The organism is Paenibacillus sp. FSL R10-2199, from assembly GCF_038000235.1.
Taxonomy (GTDB): domain Bacteria; phylum Bacillota; class Bacilli; order Paenibacillales; family Paenibacillaceae; genus Paenibacillus_AQ; species Paenibacillus_AQ phytohabitans.
On the sequence record NZ_JBBOBO010000002.1, the window covers coordinates 1,392,750 to 1,407,820 of the forward strand.

Here is a 15,071-nt window from a genome sequence, read left to right on the forward strand (position 1 = left end):
TCCTCGGGTAATTCACCCGCTTAGTAAGGTAATATCCGGATAATTGACCCGTCTCCTTGAATTACATCTGCCAGAAGCACCTGCAGTCCAAGCTCCGACCATCCCTCTCCGGTACTGCTGACCTCACATTTAAATTCCCAATCATCGGGGAGCCAGTTTGCCTGCTTCAGAAGCTCCACACATTCCCCCGCCGTAAGGAAGAGCGACACCTCCAGATCGAGTTCCTTCTCTCCTTTGCCTTTAAACTGAAATGTTGTTAATGCTGTCGACATATACGGCCTCCTCTGAGCGATGTGTCTCTTGCAGCCAAGCTATTAATCCCTCTACCGCTGCTGCAAAATGAACTGGAGTTCTCATGACTCGTTCTTCTGTCCCGCGTTGCAGCAGCGACATATGATCTTCATGTATCAGCAAATTCAGTTCACGTTGTACTTGTACCTTCTCCTCAGTGCATTGGATTTCCGCCAGAGAGAGTACTGATGCACCGGCCAACAGCATTTGTTCCACCCATTTTTCCAGGTCAGACTCTTTATCTGCAGCAAGGAATTGTTCTGAGTTACCCAGACCTTGCACTAACGGGGTTCTGTTCACTACCTGGAACACCAGCTCATGCCACGCATAAATTTCCTGCACTTTATAGCTGCTGCCATCCGGCTGATGTTCAAGCTCAAACCAGGTGCCGTCCCGGAAGAAATAGTAGACCTTAAGCGTCTGCTGATGCTTTTGTATAATCTGACACAGATATGCCGTACTGCCTGAGGCGATACGGATAAATTCATGAAGCCCTTCCTTCACCTGCGCGTTCCCCATAAAATCAGTCTCCAGATACCCTTTCCTTTCAAGCGATCTCATCTGTGCATCCATAAGGGCGCGCAGACTGCGCTCAGACTCCGCCTTGAGATCCGTATCCAGTCCCGGAAAGCTGTTTCCTCCCGTTAATGCCGTCAGATAGATAATTTCCAGAGCATGCAATTCAAACACTTCACGAACTGGTTTCATTGCTTCCTTCACCTGCTTATCTAAAGTTCTGTTATCATTTTGAGCCGCCGGATTACTCCTTCTGTAAGCAGCATCGCCTCACTGGCGTCCATTCCCCTGTTAAGCTCGTCGTAATCAAGGTGTTCCATCACGGCAGCATAGCACGTGTGATCACTTGGTGCTCCGCCCGACAACAGCGCATTTCCACTGTTAATCAGTTCACCCGCAAGTTCAGTGGTTAATTGCATTTTACTCAGCTCAACAGCATTGCTGCCGACCATCAGGAGCACACCCAGCCTGCCGCCAAATCTCGCAATCCGCTCTAGGTGATCCAGGGATTCATTGTCCATCAGATCAAAGGCTGATTTGAAATGCGGCATCAGAATTACGAGAAGCGGGTATTTGGACAGAATATAACCAGCTTCGTCAAATGCCCCAGGCTCCGGAGAATCGGCAGAGGCCTGCCGGGCATCATTTTTTCGCAGCTGCAGCTGTTCAATGAGTGATTGTGTAAGTTCCAGGAACGCTTCAGCCGTGTCCATATAACGGGTAAGAACAGGGTTGGCCCTCAGGCCCGCCAAGTTGGCCACACCGCTGTCGAGCAGATAGAATTCCTTAGTGACCTGGTCTGCCGAATCATGAAAAGTTTGCACTAATGAGTTGAACCTGAAATCCACCTGCTGCAAGCCGGTGTACGATACAACAAAGTTACTGACATGCTTGATATTGATCACTGCCGGAAGTGTGGTATTCCAATCCAACCCTACCGGTACAAGATATTCTCCATCCTCCGGTTGCGCCTTGGAGGCGCACTCCAGAAGCTCTTCCAGCGAAAGCTTGTCCGGAATTACGGCAATACCTACCGGTTCAATCTCTCCGGCCACAGCCTTCATCTCTGCACTAATCCTGCGAAGTGAGGCTGCAACCTGATCATCTGAGCTGCCTTCCCCCGGAAGTGCAGTATGGAATTCCAGAATCCGGTTATCTTTGAGCAGCCCGCGTCCCACAGTACTCGTTGGCTCCATCCCGTCCGTTCGGCCCAAAATGCTGCTGTAATCCAGCCTGTCAGACATTTGGAACACCAGAGCCTGCTTGACATTCTGACTGATCCGGTAAGGATAGGAGCTGACTGCATTGGCTGCAAATACAAAATAAATCCCGTAGTTTCCGCCTTCGCGCACCAGCTTCGCCAGATCTAATACATGGTCATCGTACGCTTCCGCAAATCCGGTGTAGTTATCAAGGAGAATAACAATGTATGGAACCTTTTCACCAGTTGCTGCACAGTAAGACACCAGATTACTAATGCCAAGCTGCGAGAATTTACGTTTGCGTTCATCCAATTGGGACAACAGCCAGCTGATCAGTTTAGCAAGCTTCTGTTCCTCCTCAGGATAAATAATATCGCCCAGATGAGGCAGCTCATGAAAGACACCCAGTGTCCGTGTACCGAAATCCAATATGTAAAAATGCACGTATTCAGGATCATATTTCAGGGCAAGCGACATAATAATGGTCTTCAAAAGCATGGTTTTGCCGCTGCTCGGCGCCCCGTACACAAGCAAATGTCCATTCAGGTTAAAATTAATGTCCAGATTGTATTGATCCTGATCCGCAGGGTTATCTACCCGCCCAACGGTTGCCGTCAGATTATCCGTTGGCTGCTGCCAGTGGATTCCATTCCAGATTTGCTGCGGCTCCAGCACTTCCGTAAGCAAGAGAGTCTCCGGAAGCGGAGGAAGCCACAACTGGAAGGCCTCCCGGATGGAGTGCTCGGCCGAAAGGGCAGCGATGTGATTAACCACTGCCTGAAGCTCACTTAGTTGCGAAGCCCCTTCACCACTCTTCACCTTCGGCAGCAGGGATCTCCGCTCACCGCCCAGGGTGACAATATCCATCTGAGGTCTTTCATCGCCCGCCGAATCACCACCAGCGTACGGTGCTCCGCTCCAGGAGGACTGGAATAGGGTGAAGACCTCATTATTGCCCACCTGCAAATATCCGCGGCCCTTCTCTTTGATCTCTGCCGCTTCAGGGCGTTTCAGCATTTCCTGGCTATCCGATGGTGTCTGCACCTTCAGACATAGCTTGAAACGCGAGTTACTCCAAATCTGCTCATCGACTACTCCGGATGGCTTCTGGGTTGCCAGTATTAAGTGGATACCCAAGCTTCTTCCTACCCGCGCCGCACTGACCAGCTCTTTCATGAATTCCGGCTGATCCGATTTCAGCTCCGCGAATTCATCCACCACTATGATCAGATGCGGCAACGGAAGACTGGCCTCCTTGTTGCGGTACAGGATGATGTAATTATCAATGCTGGTTACACCGGCATCGCTGAACAGCCGTTGTCTGCGCAGCAATTCGCTTTTGATGGATGCGAGTGCACGGTTAATCTGGTTGCCGCCCAGGTTCGTGATCGTTCCTACCAGATGGGGTAGCCCCTGAAACGCATTGGCCATTCCCCCGCCCTTGTAGTCAATCAGGACAAAAGCAACCTCATGAGGATGGTAATTTACCGCCAGACCCAGCAGCAGGGATTGTAGCAGCTCACTCTTCCCTGAACCGGTGGTCCCGGCAACCAGTCCATGCGGACCGTAGCTTTTTTCATGCATATCGAACAGCAGGGACTTCCCGCCCGCCCCGAGTCCCAAGGGAATAGACAGCGTCCGGTTGGCCTGATTTTTAGACCAGCGCTGTAGCACATTCAGCTCCTCCACCTGCTCTACCTCAAAGCTCTCCATGAAGGTGACCATTGGCGGAATATAACTGTTATTTTGCCCCTCCTTGATTCTAAGCGGAGATAACGAACGGGCAAAAAACTCTGAATGCTGCTTATCCAGAGAGTCAACTGTAAAATGATCTGCTAAATGATTTAATAGCTGCTTCGTATCTTTGCGGACCATTCCTTTACCGTCCCTGATTTCAAGAATGGCCTGGCAGTTAAGCGGCAGCGCAACATCTATCTTCTCAGAGATAAAAATACTCGTCGCGCCAAGCACAGAATTATTGGACAGCAAAACCTTCATCATTTCTGTGCTGTCCCACAATTCAGGAGCAAACACCAGGAATACATAATGTGGGGTCTGCAGCGTCTGCAAGCCATAGCCGCTCTGGCCGCTTTCCTCTCTTTTTCTAAGGACAGGGAGCAGTTCATCGGCAAAATTGGAGGCTTCGTAAGAGGTCGTAGCCAGACTTCTAAATCTCCGGCCTTTGTCCCATGTATGGGGCAGCCATTTCAGCCATGCCCAGTGTTCCAGATCCTCAGGCTGCATCACACATACGATTCTTACGTCATCGTAGCCCTGATGTGTAGTCAGATGAACGATAGCTGCATTCAGAAAATCGCGAACCTCCCGCTTTCTGCCGAATATGCCAAGCGTATTAATATTGCTAAGCGGAATGTACACAGGAATGTCTCTTACGAAATACATTTCTTCGCAGATTTTGGCAGCGATTTCTTCAAGCGGATTATCATCGTCGATTGCTTTGGTTCTGGGGCTGTATGTAGGTACCAGTGAAATGGGCTGTATCCCCACTCCGATCCGGATATTCAAGAAATCATCTTCAATTGCCGTTCTCTCCCATAGCTGCTTGCTTCTGCCGCGGACGATTTCAATGCAGCTGGAGATATCCGGATGTATGTATGTGTAAGCCTCGCGCTGCGTACTGGCAGCATTTTGCAGCTCATTGCGGACTTGGAATAAATAATTCAGATATTTCTTCTCCAGCTTTTTATTTTGCTCCAGATGCTTCTTCACACTGGATTTGTAATTCATCACCGAGATCATAACCGTTAGAAACGTCATACTCATCGTCGAGATCAACATCGTATACGACCTGGTCAAGGTTGACATGAAAATTGCAATCAGCATCATCCCGATCGGCGGAATAATAATGGTCAGCCAGGAGAAGGTCGGTTTGCCCGAAGGCTTGGCAGGGTCCTCCAGAGCCAGTTCGCCTTCCGGATAGCTTGGTTTAATTCTAGGGGTTCTTTGTACCTGATTGGTTAGCATTTCTTGTACGCTCATTTTTTTCATCACCACTGGATAGGAATTTTGGATTACCAAACTCATTTAATTTAAAATTTTTAATAAAAAAATATAAATTTTCATTAATTTGGGATTTATATTTAGCATTATCGGTAATCCTCGACAATAGTTTATATTTTCCATAACATTTATTGTTAATATAGTTCATTAATCCCTAATTAGTCACCCTTCTCTTTAACGTATTAAAATTAACAGAGTATAAAGATATAGTTCAATAGCCACTATGCTCATTTCTGCAAGCACCGGAATTATGCATAATGGCATATTTACTTTTTTTACCTAACCCCGATTACATTTACCATCCGTTTTCTGTCTTTACTTAAAATGTATTTTTTTCGTTAGTACACCCCCGTCAAACTTTTTTATTTATTTATCAGCCACTGCCGGCTTCTCTACTTCAGGACTTCAATACTATGAATAATGACTGTGTCAAAACTATTCCATTGTCCTATTAAAATAAAATACCTGCGGGAATTTACTTCTTAGCCTCAAGTCTTGAAGTACTCAAAAACAAATAGGCCGCCAAAATGGCGGCCTATTCTTCTGCTGCTGAACCTGGTTCAGGTATTCTGCTTGATTTCATATCCGTTTTTTGTCCTTACCCTTTAACCGCACCGCCAGTAAGTCTCCGGACCAATGTTTTGAAGCCGAAGAGGAAGAGGAGATCAGCGGAAGCGTGCCCAGGGTCAGACCCAGGATACTTGCCGAATAATCCGTAAGGAGATCAGCCCCAGGGTGCTGATGCCCGGCACCAGGAACGGAACTACGATTCTTGTGAGAATGGCCGATTCCGAGCAGCCGTCGATCCGCGCGCTTTCGATGACCTCGGTCGGGACTGAGGAGCGGATGAACTGGGTCATGAAGAATACGCCGAAGGCGTTGTTCAGTCCGGCCAGAATCAGCGGCGCATGGGTGTTGTTGAGGTGGAACCACTTCATTTCCATAACATAAGCAATCAGACCCAGGGCATCATATCGTATACTTTCTCCAGTGCAAGCGGCTCATCATCCACAAGCATGACCGAAATTACAAAATCCATTGCAGCCCCCCCGCTCCTGTCGATGTCTAATATATATGCAGGTATAACGGAACATAAGGCGCCGTCAATGGATGTACCCACAACAACAACAAAAAGCAACTCATCCGGAGACAAGTCGCTATTCTAAACGCTCTATTTATATAACAAAAAAACCCTTGAATCATCAAGGGTTTCCTGTCCATTACAATTATGCGGTAGAGAGGACTCGAACCTCCACGGGTATACACCCACTACCCCCTCAAGATAGCGTGTCTGCCATTCCACCACTACCGCATATTGGTGACTCGTATGGGATTCGAACCCATGTTACCTCCGTGAAAGGGAGGTGTCTTAACCCCTTGACCAACGAGCCAGATGATAATTTTGTGTGTTTGTCACAACAAAAATGAGTATATCAAACCTTAATGAATTTGACAAGCTTTATTTTCTCAAGAAAATATGAGGGAGAGTTGGGCGTGCAGCCTCCGCTTCTCCCCATCCCAGCCCCGCCTTCCCGCGAGGACAGAAACTATATTCTCCCATTCTTAAATACGTCCGCCAGCGGCAGCTAGGACACGGATTCCATCGGCACATTCATAGCCCAGACTCTGCGCTACTGCGGGATTCGTTACGTGTCCAGCTACCACATTCAAGCCGCGGGCAAGCGCCGCATTATTGACCGCAGCCACATGAATGCCATGATTGGCAATCTGCAGCGCATAAGGGATCGTCACATTGGTCAGTGCCAGTGTAGAGGTCCGGGCGACCGCCCCCGGCATATTGGCCACCGCATAGTGCACCACGCCATGCTTCACATAGGTCGGGTTCTCATGGGTTGTAATCCGGTCGATGGTCTCAATCGAGCCGCCCTGATCAATCGCCACGTCCACGATCACAGAACCCTCTGCCATTTGCTGCACCATATACTCTTTGACCAGCTTCGGCGCACGGGCACCGGGAATCAGTACAGCCCCGATCAGCAGATCGGCTTTGCGGACAGCCTGCTCAAGATGATAAGAATCCGACATCACCGTAATGAGCCTACCGCCAAAAATATCATCCAAAGCCCGCAGCCGGTTCGCATTCAGATCCAGGACTGTCACGCGTGCCCCCATCCCCAGGGCAATCTTCGCCGCATTGGTGCCGACAATACCGCCGCCGACAATCACTACCTCTCCAGGCTGAACTCCCGGCACACCGCCCAGCAGGACGCCTTTGCCTCCCTGCGGCTTCTCCAGCAGCCCGGCACCGATCTGCACAGCCATCCGTCCGGCAACCTCGCTCATCGGGATAAGCAGCGGCAGGGAGCCATCTTCAAGCTGGATGGTTTCATACCCTACCGCCGTCACCCCGCCCTCCACAAGCGCCTTGGTCAGAACCGCCTCCGGCGCCAGATGCAGATATGTGAAGAGAATCAGGCCTTTGCGGAAATAAGCATATTCCTCCGGCAGAGGCTCCTTCACTTTAATGATCATCTCCGCCTTGCCCCAGACTTCCGCAGCGGTGTCCAGAACTTCAGCACCTTTATCCAGGTATTCTTGATCTTCGAAGCCGCTGCCTGTGCCGGCAGAGGCCTGGACGAACACCTCATGCCCCGCCTTCCGGAGTGCTTCTACCCCGGCCGGGGTTATGGCGACGCGGTTCTCATTATTCTTGATTCCGCGGGTACGCCAACAATCATGCTGATTCCCCCTCAAAGTTTTGTAAGCATAACCTTCCTTGATATAACATCGGCAAAACTCGCTTCGGAAGCACAGGCAAAGTTTGGTGAGCATAGTGATATGAGAAAAGAAAGGCTCAGAATTGAGCCTTTCTCTTCTCAGCTAAGGTGATGCAGGAGGCCGCACGGCCTCCTGCGGTTTAGAACCCCAATTCCATTCACCTTAGTATATGCGGATTTCCTTCTTAAGGATTAACCTTTGTTTCGAAGGTCTGTTTACCGTCAACGAATTTCAGAACGACAGCCGCTTTAACCGGGTCATGTGTTTCGTTCAGGGTAATTTTGCCTGTAGCGAGCTGCAGATCTTTGGTTGCTGCCAAAGCTTCTGTAATTTTGGCCGGATCAGCTTCACCGGCACGGGTGATGGCATCAGCCACCAGCTTCAGTGCATCGTAACCAAGGGCAGCCATACCATCCGGAACTGCACCGCCGTTAGCTGCTTTGTAAGCTTCAACGAAGCTCGTTACTTCAGTAGCTGTATCTTCAGGCGAGTAGTGATTGGACATGTAAGTGTTCTCCAAGGCTTCTGCACCAGCGATTTCAGCCAGCTGCGGAGAATCCCATCCGTCGCCGCCCAGGAATGGAACGGTAATACCCATTTCACGGGCCTGTTTCACGATTTTACCAACCTCTTCATAGTAGCCCGGCAGGTAAATTACATCGGGGTTAGCTGCTTTGATACGTGTCAGAACGGCTTTGAAGTCAGAGTCTTTCTGTTGGTAGGACTCCTGGCTCAGCACTTCGCCGCCTTTAGCTTTGAAGGTCTCTTCGAAGAACTTCTGCAGACCTTTGGAGTAGTCACTCGAAGTATCTGTATAGATTACTGCTTTTTTGGCTTTCAGGGAGTCGATTGCAAAGTTAGCCATCACTTCACCTTGGAATGGATCGATAAAGGCTGCGCGGAACACATATTCATTCACATTGCCACTGCGCTCATCTACAGTAACTTTAGGATTGGTGGCACCTACTGCAACGAGTGGAATCTTCTTCTCGGTAGCAACCGGAACGATACCCAGCGTATTGGTAGAAGTGGAAGCACCAATGATTGTAACAACCTTATCATTGGTAATCAGCTTCTGTGCTGCTTGCGTTGCTTCTTCAGACTTCGAAGCGTTATCGGCAATTACCAGTTCCAACTGCTTACCAAGAATCCCGCCTGCTGCGTTGATCTCATCAACAGCCAGCTTCGCGCCCTTCGATGCGGAGTCGCCGAAAGAAGCTTGACCGCCTGTGAGCTCAAGGTCAGCCCCGATTTTGATTGTGCCTGCGGCAGCATTTCCGCCGCTTGCAGAGTTACCGCTGTTCTCTGTGTTGTTGCCACAGCCCGATGCTAATACCGCAGTCAGTACTGTCGACAAAATAATGGCCCCAATTTTCTTCATTGTTTCTCCCAGCCTCCCGATTAATTAATTTTTATATGTTGTTTCTGTGATGCTGCTGTAGTTAGGCGTATCTGTTTAGTGACCAAGATAAGCCATTTTGATTTCATCGGAATCGGCCAATTCCTTGGCGTCTCCTTCAAGTACTACCCTGCCTGTCTCCAGAACATAGGCACGGTCGGCGATTTTGAGCGCCTGATGTGCATTCTGCTCAACCAGCAGCACAGTGGTTCCGGCGTCATTGACTTCTTTAATGATTTTGAAAATATCCTGGACCAGCAGCGGCGCCAGCCCCATGGACGGTTCATCCAGCAGCAGCAGCTTGGGGTGTCCCATAATCGCCCGCCCCATGGCAAGCATCTGCTGTTCCCCGCCGGACAGCGTTCCGGCCTGTTGCTTCTTACGTTCCAGCAAACGGGGGAAGGTATTGTAGACTCTCTGGAAGTCAGCTGCCAGGCTGCTGGAATCCTGCAGATAAGCACCCAGCTCCAGGTTCTCCTCAACGGACATATTCGCGAAGACACGGCGTCCTTCAGGACAATGAATTAGCCCTTCCTTAACAATCGCTTGAACACTTTGACTGACAATCGATTTATCCAGGAATTCAATACTTCCTGTCTTGGGTTTAAGCAGCCCCGAAAGCGTCTTGAGCAGCGTTGACTTGCCGGCGCCATTGGCACCGATCAGTGTAACGATCTCTCCCTGCTTCACGTTGATGCTGAGATCCTTCAAGGCATGAATAGCTCCGTAATAAACATTGATTCCTTGTACTGTAAGCATAGTTCTACGCCTCCTGTCCCAAATACGCTTCGATAACCTTCGGATTATTCCGGATTTCCACCGGAGTTCCGTCAGCGATAAGGATTCCGCGGTCCAGGACGTAAATCCGGTTGCAGACACCCATAACCAGCGACATATCATGCTCGATCAGCAGAATGGTAAGGTCGAATTCCTCGCGGATCCAGGCAATGAGATTCATCAGATCACGCGTCTCATTCGGGTTCATTCCGGCCGCCGGCTCATCGAGCAGCAGCAGCTTGGGTCCGGCCGCGAGCGCCCGGGCAATCTCAAGGCGGCGCTGGTTACCATAGCTCAGATTGCTGGCTACCTCTTGACTCTGATCGGCAAGATTGAATATTTTGAGGATATCCATCGCCTTCTGAGTGATTTCGTCCTCTCCCTTGAAATGCTTCGGCAAACGGAGCATAGAAGAGAACAATGAGTGTTTCGCATGCTGATGAAAAGCAATTTTGACATTCTCCAGCACAGTCATAGCCGTAAATAAGCGGATGTTCTGGAACGTACGGGCGGCACCCTTATGGTTAATTTTATAAGGCTTCATACCGCCAATGGATTCGTTATTTAGAAGAATGCTGCCTGATGAAGGGGGGTACACCCCGGTCAGCAGATTGAATAATGTTGTTTTGCCGGCGCCGTTGGGTCCGATCAGCCCAATCAGTTCACCTTTATTAATATGAAGGGAAACATCACTGACTGCCTTAAGTCCGCCAAAGGATCGGCTGGCCTCCTTAACGTCAAGGAGCACTGCTGCCTTCGATTGCGTCATTTGCCTTAGCCTCCTTTTTGCCGAACTTGCCGAATGAGAATTTGGTTGTGCCCAGCAGACCGCTTGGGCGGAAGATCATCATCAGGATGAGCACGATGGAGTAAATAATCATGCGCCATTCCGGGAATTCCCGAAGGTATGTGTAGAGCAGGGTAACGAACACCGCTCCGACGATGGAACCAGCCGTGCTGCCAAGTCCCCCGAGAACAACCATAACGATAATTTCAAACGACTTCAGGAAGTTGAAACTGCCCGGCGTGATAACGTAGAACGTATGAGCTGACAGCCCGCCAGCAATCCCGGCAAACAAGGCACCGATGGTGAAAGCGATAATTTTGTAGCGTGTCGTATTAATACCCATAGCCTCTGCTGCAATTTCATTCTCACGGATAGCAATACATGCCCGGCCGTGTGTAGACCTAATGAAGTTATTAATCAGAACCACAGAAATCAGGGTGAAGAAGAATAACATCGTCCATGTTGTTTTGGCAGGAATACCGCTGAGCCCTGAAGCCCCGCCGACGAATTCTGTATTCAGCATGATAATCCGGATGATTTCACCGAATCCCAGTGTGGCGATGGCAAGATAGTCACCATTAAGCCGGAGGGTAGGCATTCCGATCAATACGCCGAATACCGCTGCCAGGAGTCCGCCTGCAATAATGGCTGGAACGAATGGCACGTTGTAGTCAAGGGTAAGGATCGCCGAAGTGTATGCACCTACGGACATAAATCCGGCATGACCAATGGAGAACTGCCCGGTAATCCCGGTAATCAGGTTGAGCGATACGGCAAGCATGATGTTAACACCAATTAGAAGCAGCATAGATTGGTTTACATCACTTAGCACTCCCGTTGTTAGAAGAACTTTAACGACTCCATAGAACGCAAGGGCAACGATAATGCCCATCCAGAACTTTTTATTTATATTTTTCACGGTAGTTCCCTCCTACACTTTCTCCCGGACATTCTTGCCAAACAGTCCGGATGGTTTAAAGATAAGGATCAGAATCAGTACCGCGAATGCCACGCCGTCACGCCATGAGGAGAACCCGAGTGAAGAAATCTCTGTCTCTACCGTTCCCAGCAGCAACCCGCCTACAAGGGCACCAGGAATACTTCCGATTCCCCCGAGCACTGCAGCTACGAATGCTTTGAGTCCAGGCATAACGCCCATCAAAGGATCGACTGAGTTATACGTCATTCCAAAAATGACTCCGGCAGCAGCAGCGAGCGCTGAGCCGATTGCGAATGTAGCTGAAATGGTGCGGTCTACGTTGATCCCCATCAATCGCGCCGCCTCCACATCGAATGATACCGCACGCATTGCTTTACCGGTTTTGGTATAACGGACGATATACTGCAGGACAAGCATTAGAATAATCGTTGTTAGCAGAATCATTATCTGATTGGATTCCACTTGGATGGAAGAACCGAACAGATGATATTGCTTCTTCTCCATAATATCCGGGAAGCCTTGAGCCTGAGGCCCAAGAATCAATACTCCGGTATATTCAAGCAGGAAGGATACACCAATCGCAGTGATCAACGCGGCAATCCGGGTTGACTTGCGAAGCGGCTTGTAAGCCAGACGCTCTATTGTGATACCGAGCAATGCGCTGATGGTCATCGAAATGATCAGCGACAAGAGCAGGACAACGATGGGCGGCAATCCGGCATTCGCCAGATATTTGGCACTGTAGAGTCCGATGAACGAACCTACCATAAATACATCGCCGTGCGCAAAATTGATCAGTTTGATGATACCGTAAACCATAGTGTAACCAAGGGCGATCAGAGCATAGATACTGCCTACGGAAATCCCGTTAATTAGTTGCTGAATGAAGTACTCCATCGCCATCCCCTTTTCCCCATAATAATCAAAATTCCCCTTTCTCTGCCTTGCCTCTCTTTTATTTCTTTATGATGTCATTTATATTAACACAAGGGTTGGGTGTCGTCACTAATTTTTATGTGAATTAATATAAAATTCAAGATTTAATGTTATGTTACATAACATGGTATGTGTAGTATTCGGTAGGTTTTTGTTAGTTTTCGAAAAATTCGTAGAAAACGGGAGTAAAACAGAGGATTTTAAAGCAGGATAGTTTTAGGATTTGTTTCCTTTTCTTATACAATACTTTATTTTCACGCAATTAATATAACATTTGTCTCTTTACAGCATCACTCCTTCAATTTATTAAAGGGGTAACGGGTTGAACCGGCAGACTTTTTGTCGTTATTTGTCTAGAAAGCAAATAAGCTGGCACCTCTTACACCGCGAGGTCCAGCTTATTTGCCTGATATATTCTGCAGACCGTCTAACGTTTAGTCCAAATAAACTGCCTTACCCGTCTGTGCAGATTCATAGATAGCCTCCAGAATCCGGGAGACTACATAAGCCTGTTCAGGAGTCACGACCGGATCTTTATCCTCTTCAATGGCTTCAATCCACTTTCTCAATTCCACATCTGTAGCCTTCTCTGTTTTCCCTTCATAGAAAGCTACTCCTCCGGCATCGAGCTCAATTTCATTCGTGTACAGCTTACTGTGCTTCTCCCCGTTAATTCTGAGACCATTCTTCATATCCGCACCCGCTTCCGTTCCGCTTAAGCTGCACTTGGCTTCATCCACGTCCAGCGAATTAAGCGCCCAGCTCGCTTCCAGCGTAATCGTTGCGCCATTCTCCATCACAATCATCCCGAAGGCGGAGTCTTCCACGGTGAATTTCTTCGGATCCCAGGGTCCCCAGGCATTTGCAGCCTCTTCTTTTCTGGAAAGCTCATGGTATTTGGTACCCAGTACAACCTTCGGCTTATAATTGTCCATCATCCAGAGCGTCAGATCAAGCGCGTGGGTTCCGATATCAATAAGCGGGCCTCCGCCCTGCTTCTCCTCATCCAGAAAAACACCCCAGGTCGGAACCGCTCTACGTCTGATCGCATGCGCTTTCGCATAATAGATATGGCCAAGCTCCCCTGCTTCGCAAACCTTTTTCAAATATAAGCTGTCTTGTCTGAACCGGTTGTCATAACCGATCGTCAGCTTCTTGCCTGTACGTTTCGCCGCCTCGGCCATACGCTTGGCATCTGCCGCTGTTTTGGCCATTGGCTTCTCACACATCACATGCTTTCCCGCTTCTAATGCCGCAATAGAGATATCCGCATGCGCATCATTTGGAGTAAGCACATGGACAATATCAATAGAAGCATCCTTCAATAATTCCAGATAATCCGTATAGACAACAGCATCCGCGTTTCCATATTGTTCTGCAGCCGACTCCGCCCGTTCCTTAATAATGTCGCAAAAGGCAACCACCTGGACCTTATCCTGTCTGCTCAAGCTCGGAAGATGCTTCCCGTTCGCAATGCCTCCACATCCGATAACTCCAACACGATACACTTTGCTCATACCCTCTCATCCTCACTTTTAATTTAATTTTTTGGACTTGCGGTAGGCCGCCGGAGTCATCCCGAGCCGCTTGCGGAAAACCGAATGCAGATAGGTCGCATTTGTAAACCCTTCGGACTCAGCAATGTGTTCTATCGGCAGGGTGCTAGCTTCAAGCTTGCTGCATACGGCCTCTAACCTTATATCTTCAAGAACCCGGCTGAAGGTTTTATCCGGATCAATCTGCTTAAATATTCGCTGCAGCTGCCTGGAGCTGATATTCAGCTTCTCAGCCACATTCTCCAGGGTCACGGTTGCTGAAGAATTCGCTTCCATGTATTGAATGGCATATTGATAGCGGTAGGCCAACATATCCCGGACCGGTGCCGAGGTTCCCATCCCGCCTGCATCGTAAGCTCTGGTTACCTTCAATAAAATACTGATCACAAGATGTTTAATAGAAGTATAATATCCCGTAAGCTTGCCGTCGCAGGCCTCATACGCTTCAAGAAAGCATCTCATAGCCTTGTGATAATCCTGCGCAGGTACAGGGGGAAGCTTCCTCAGCTTCTCAACGCATTCCTCGGCTTCCGCAACCTCCCATGAATCCGCATCTTCTCTGAGCTTTTCCGCAATATTGACATGCAGACACAACTCATCCATCGCCTCTTCCGGGTTCGCTTCCTGACGATGCATCACTCCCGGTCCGGTTAAGTAGAGCATTCCTTCCGTTAAAGCATACGCCTGCTCGCCAAGAATGACCGTTCCCTTGCCCCGTGGTATGAAATGAAATTCAAATTCAGCATGGTTATGGAAATCAATGACCTTTCCCGGCGGAAAAGAGGTCAAATGAAACCGGAGAACTGAAATTTCATAATGTCCCCACAGGATTGAAATATCCAGTCTTTCAAGCATATCCTGCTTCTCAAACATAATCCCGAAGGGAAAATGGCTCATTATAATCCTC

General features: G+C 48.9%; 13 protein-coding genes, 2 tRNA genes and 1 pseudogene. All 16 read right to left on the reverse strand.

Annotated features, from left to right (window positions below):
* Positions 1 to 20: 20 nt before the first annotated feature.
* Positions 21 to 272 carry a hypothetical protein gene (locus NYE33_RS33880; protein WP_042134268.1) on the reverse strand — a complete coding sequence of 84 codons (252 nt, stop codon included), beginning with the start codon at positions 270 to 272 and terminating at the stop codon, positions 21 to 23.
* Positions 241 to 999, reverse strand: coding sequence for a hypothetical protein (locus NYE33_RS33885; protein ID WP_336103511.1), 759 nt, complete (start codon positions 997 to 999; stop codon positions 241 to 243). The genes NYE33_RS33880 and NYE33_RS33885 overlap by 32 nt, the downstream gene beginning before the upstream one ends.
* 20 nt (positions 1,000 to 1,019) lie before the next feature.
* Positions 1,020 to 5,009 (reverse strand): type VII secretion protein EssC, encoded by a 3,990-nt coding sequence (gene essC, locus NYE33_RS33890; protein WP_341069721.1) that lies wholly within the window; start codon positions 5,007 to 5,009, stop codon positions 1,020 to 1,022.
* Complete coding sequence (locus NYE33_RS33895) at positions 4,963 to 5,178, reverse strand: hypothetical protein (protein WP_341069723.1); 216 nt, start codon at positions 5,176 to 5,178, stop codon at positions 4,963 to 4,965. The genes essC and NYE33_RS33895 overlap by 47 nt, the downstream gene beginning before the upstream one ends.
* Positions 5,179 to 5,716: 538 nt before the next feature.
* Positions 5,717 to 5,974 carry an ABC transporter permease subunit gene (locus NYE33_RS33900; RefSeq protein WP_052421700.1) on the reverse strand — a complete coding sequence of 86 codons (258 nt, stop codon included), beginning with the start codon at positions 5,972 to 5,974 and terminating at the stop codon, positions 5,717 to 5,719.
* Positions 5,975 to 5,985: 11 nt separating this feature from the next.
* The gene (locus NYE33_RS33905; RefSeq protein WP_341069725.1) at positions 5,986 to 6,150 is read right to left on the reverse strand and encodes a hypothetical protein; all 165 of its coding nucleotides are present in this window, start codon (positions 6,148 to 6,150) and stop codon (positions 5,986 to 5,988) included.
* Positions 6,151 to 6,259: 109 nt separating this feature from the next.
* Positions 6,260 to 6,342: transfer RNA gene (locus NYE33_RS33910), tRNA-Leu, on the reverse strand.
* 4 nt (positions 6,343 to 6,346) lie between these two features.
* Positions 6,347 to 6,421 (reverse strand) — tRNA-Glu (locus NYE33_RS33915).
* Between the two features lie 172 nt (positions 6,422 to 6,593).
* Positions 6,594 to 7,729: pseudogene (ald, locus tag NYE33_RS33920) on the reverse strand (alanine dehydrogenase).
* Between the two features lie 224 nt (positions 7,730 to 7,953).
* On the reverse strand, positions 7,954 to 9,150 hold the full coding sequence (locus NYE33_RS33925; RefSeq protein WP_042134262.1) for an ABC transporter substrate-binding protein: 1,197 nt from the start codon (positions 9,148 to 9,150) through the stop codon (positions 7,954 to 7,956).
* A 75-nt stretch (positions 9,151 to 9,225) separates the two neighbouring features.
* Positions 9,226 to 9,927: an ABC transporter ATP-binding protein gene (locus tag NYE33_RS33930; protein WP_336101724.1), complete on the reverse strand. Its 702-nt coding sequence runs from the start codon at positions 9,925 to 9,927 to the stop codon at positions 9,226 to 9,228.
* 4 nt (positions 9,928 to 9,931) lie between these two features.
* Positions 9,932 to 10,714: an ABC transporter ATP-binding protein gene (locus NYE33_RS33935; protein ID WP_341069727.1), complete on the reverse strand. Its 783-nt coding sequence runs from the start codon at positions 10,712 to 10,714 to the stop codon at positions 9,932 to 9,934.
* Entirely contained in the window at positions 10,683 to 11,651 is a 969-nt protein-coding gene (locus tag NYE33_RS33940) for a branched-chain amino acid ABC transporter permease (RefSeq protein WP_171717810.1), read from the reverse strand. The genes NYE33_RS33935 and NYE33_RS33940 overlap by 32 nt, the downstream gene beginning before the upstream one ends.
* A 12-nt stretch (positions 11,652 to 11,663) precedes the next feature.
* Positions 11,664 to 12,569 (reverse strand): branched-chain amino acid ABC transporter permease, encoded by a 906-nt coding sequence (locus tag NYE33_RS33945; RefSeq protein ID WP_039296535.1) that lies wholly within the window; start codon positions 12,567 to 12,569, stop codon positions 11,664 to 11,666.
* 473 nt (positions 12,570 to 13,042) lie between these two features.
* Positions 13,043 to 14,125: a Gfo/Idh/MocA family protein gene (locus NYE33_RS33950; protein WP_042134256.1), complete on the reverse strand. Its 1,083-nt coding sequence runs from the start codon at positions 14,123 to 14,125 to the stop codon at positions 13,043 to 13,045.
* 18 nt (positions 14,126 to 14,143) lie between these two features.
* Positions 14,144 to 15,061 carry a helix-turn-helix domain-containing protein gene (locus NYE33_RS33955; RefSeq protein ID WP_341069729.1) on the reverse strand — a complete coding sequence of 306 codons (918 nt, stop codon included), beginning with the start codon at positions 15,059 to 15,061 and terminating at the stop codon, positions 14,144 to 14,146.
* Positions 15,062 to 15,071 lie beyond the last annotated feature (10 nt).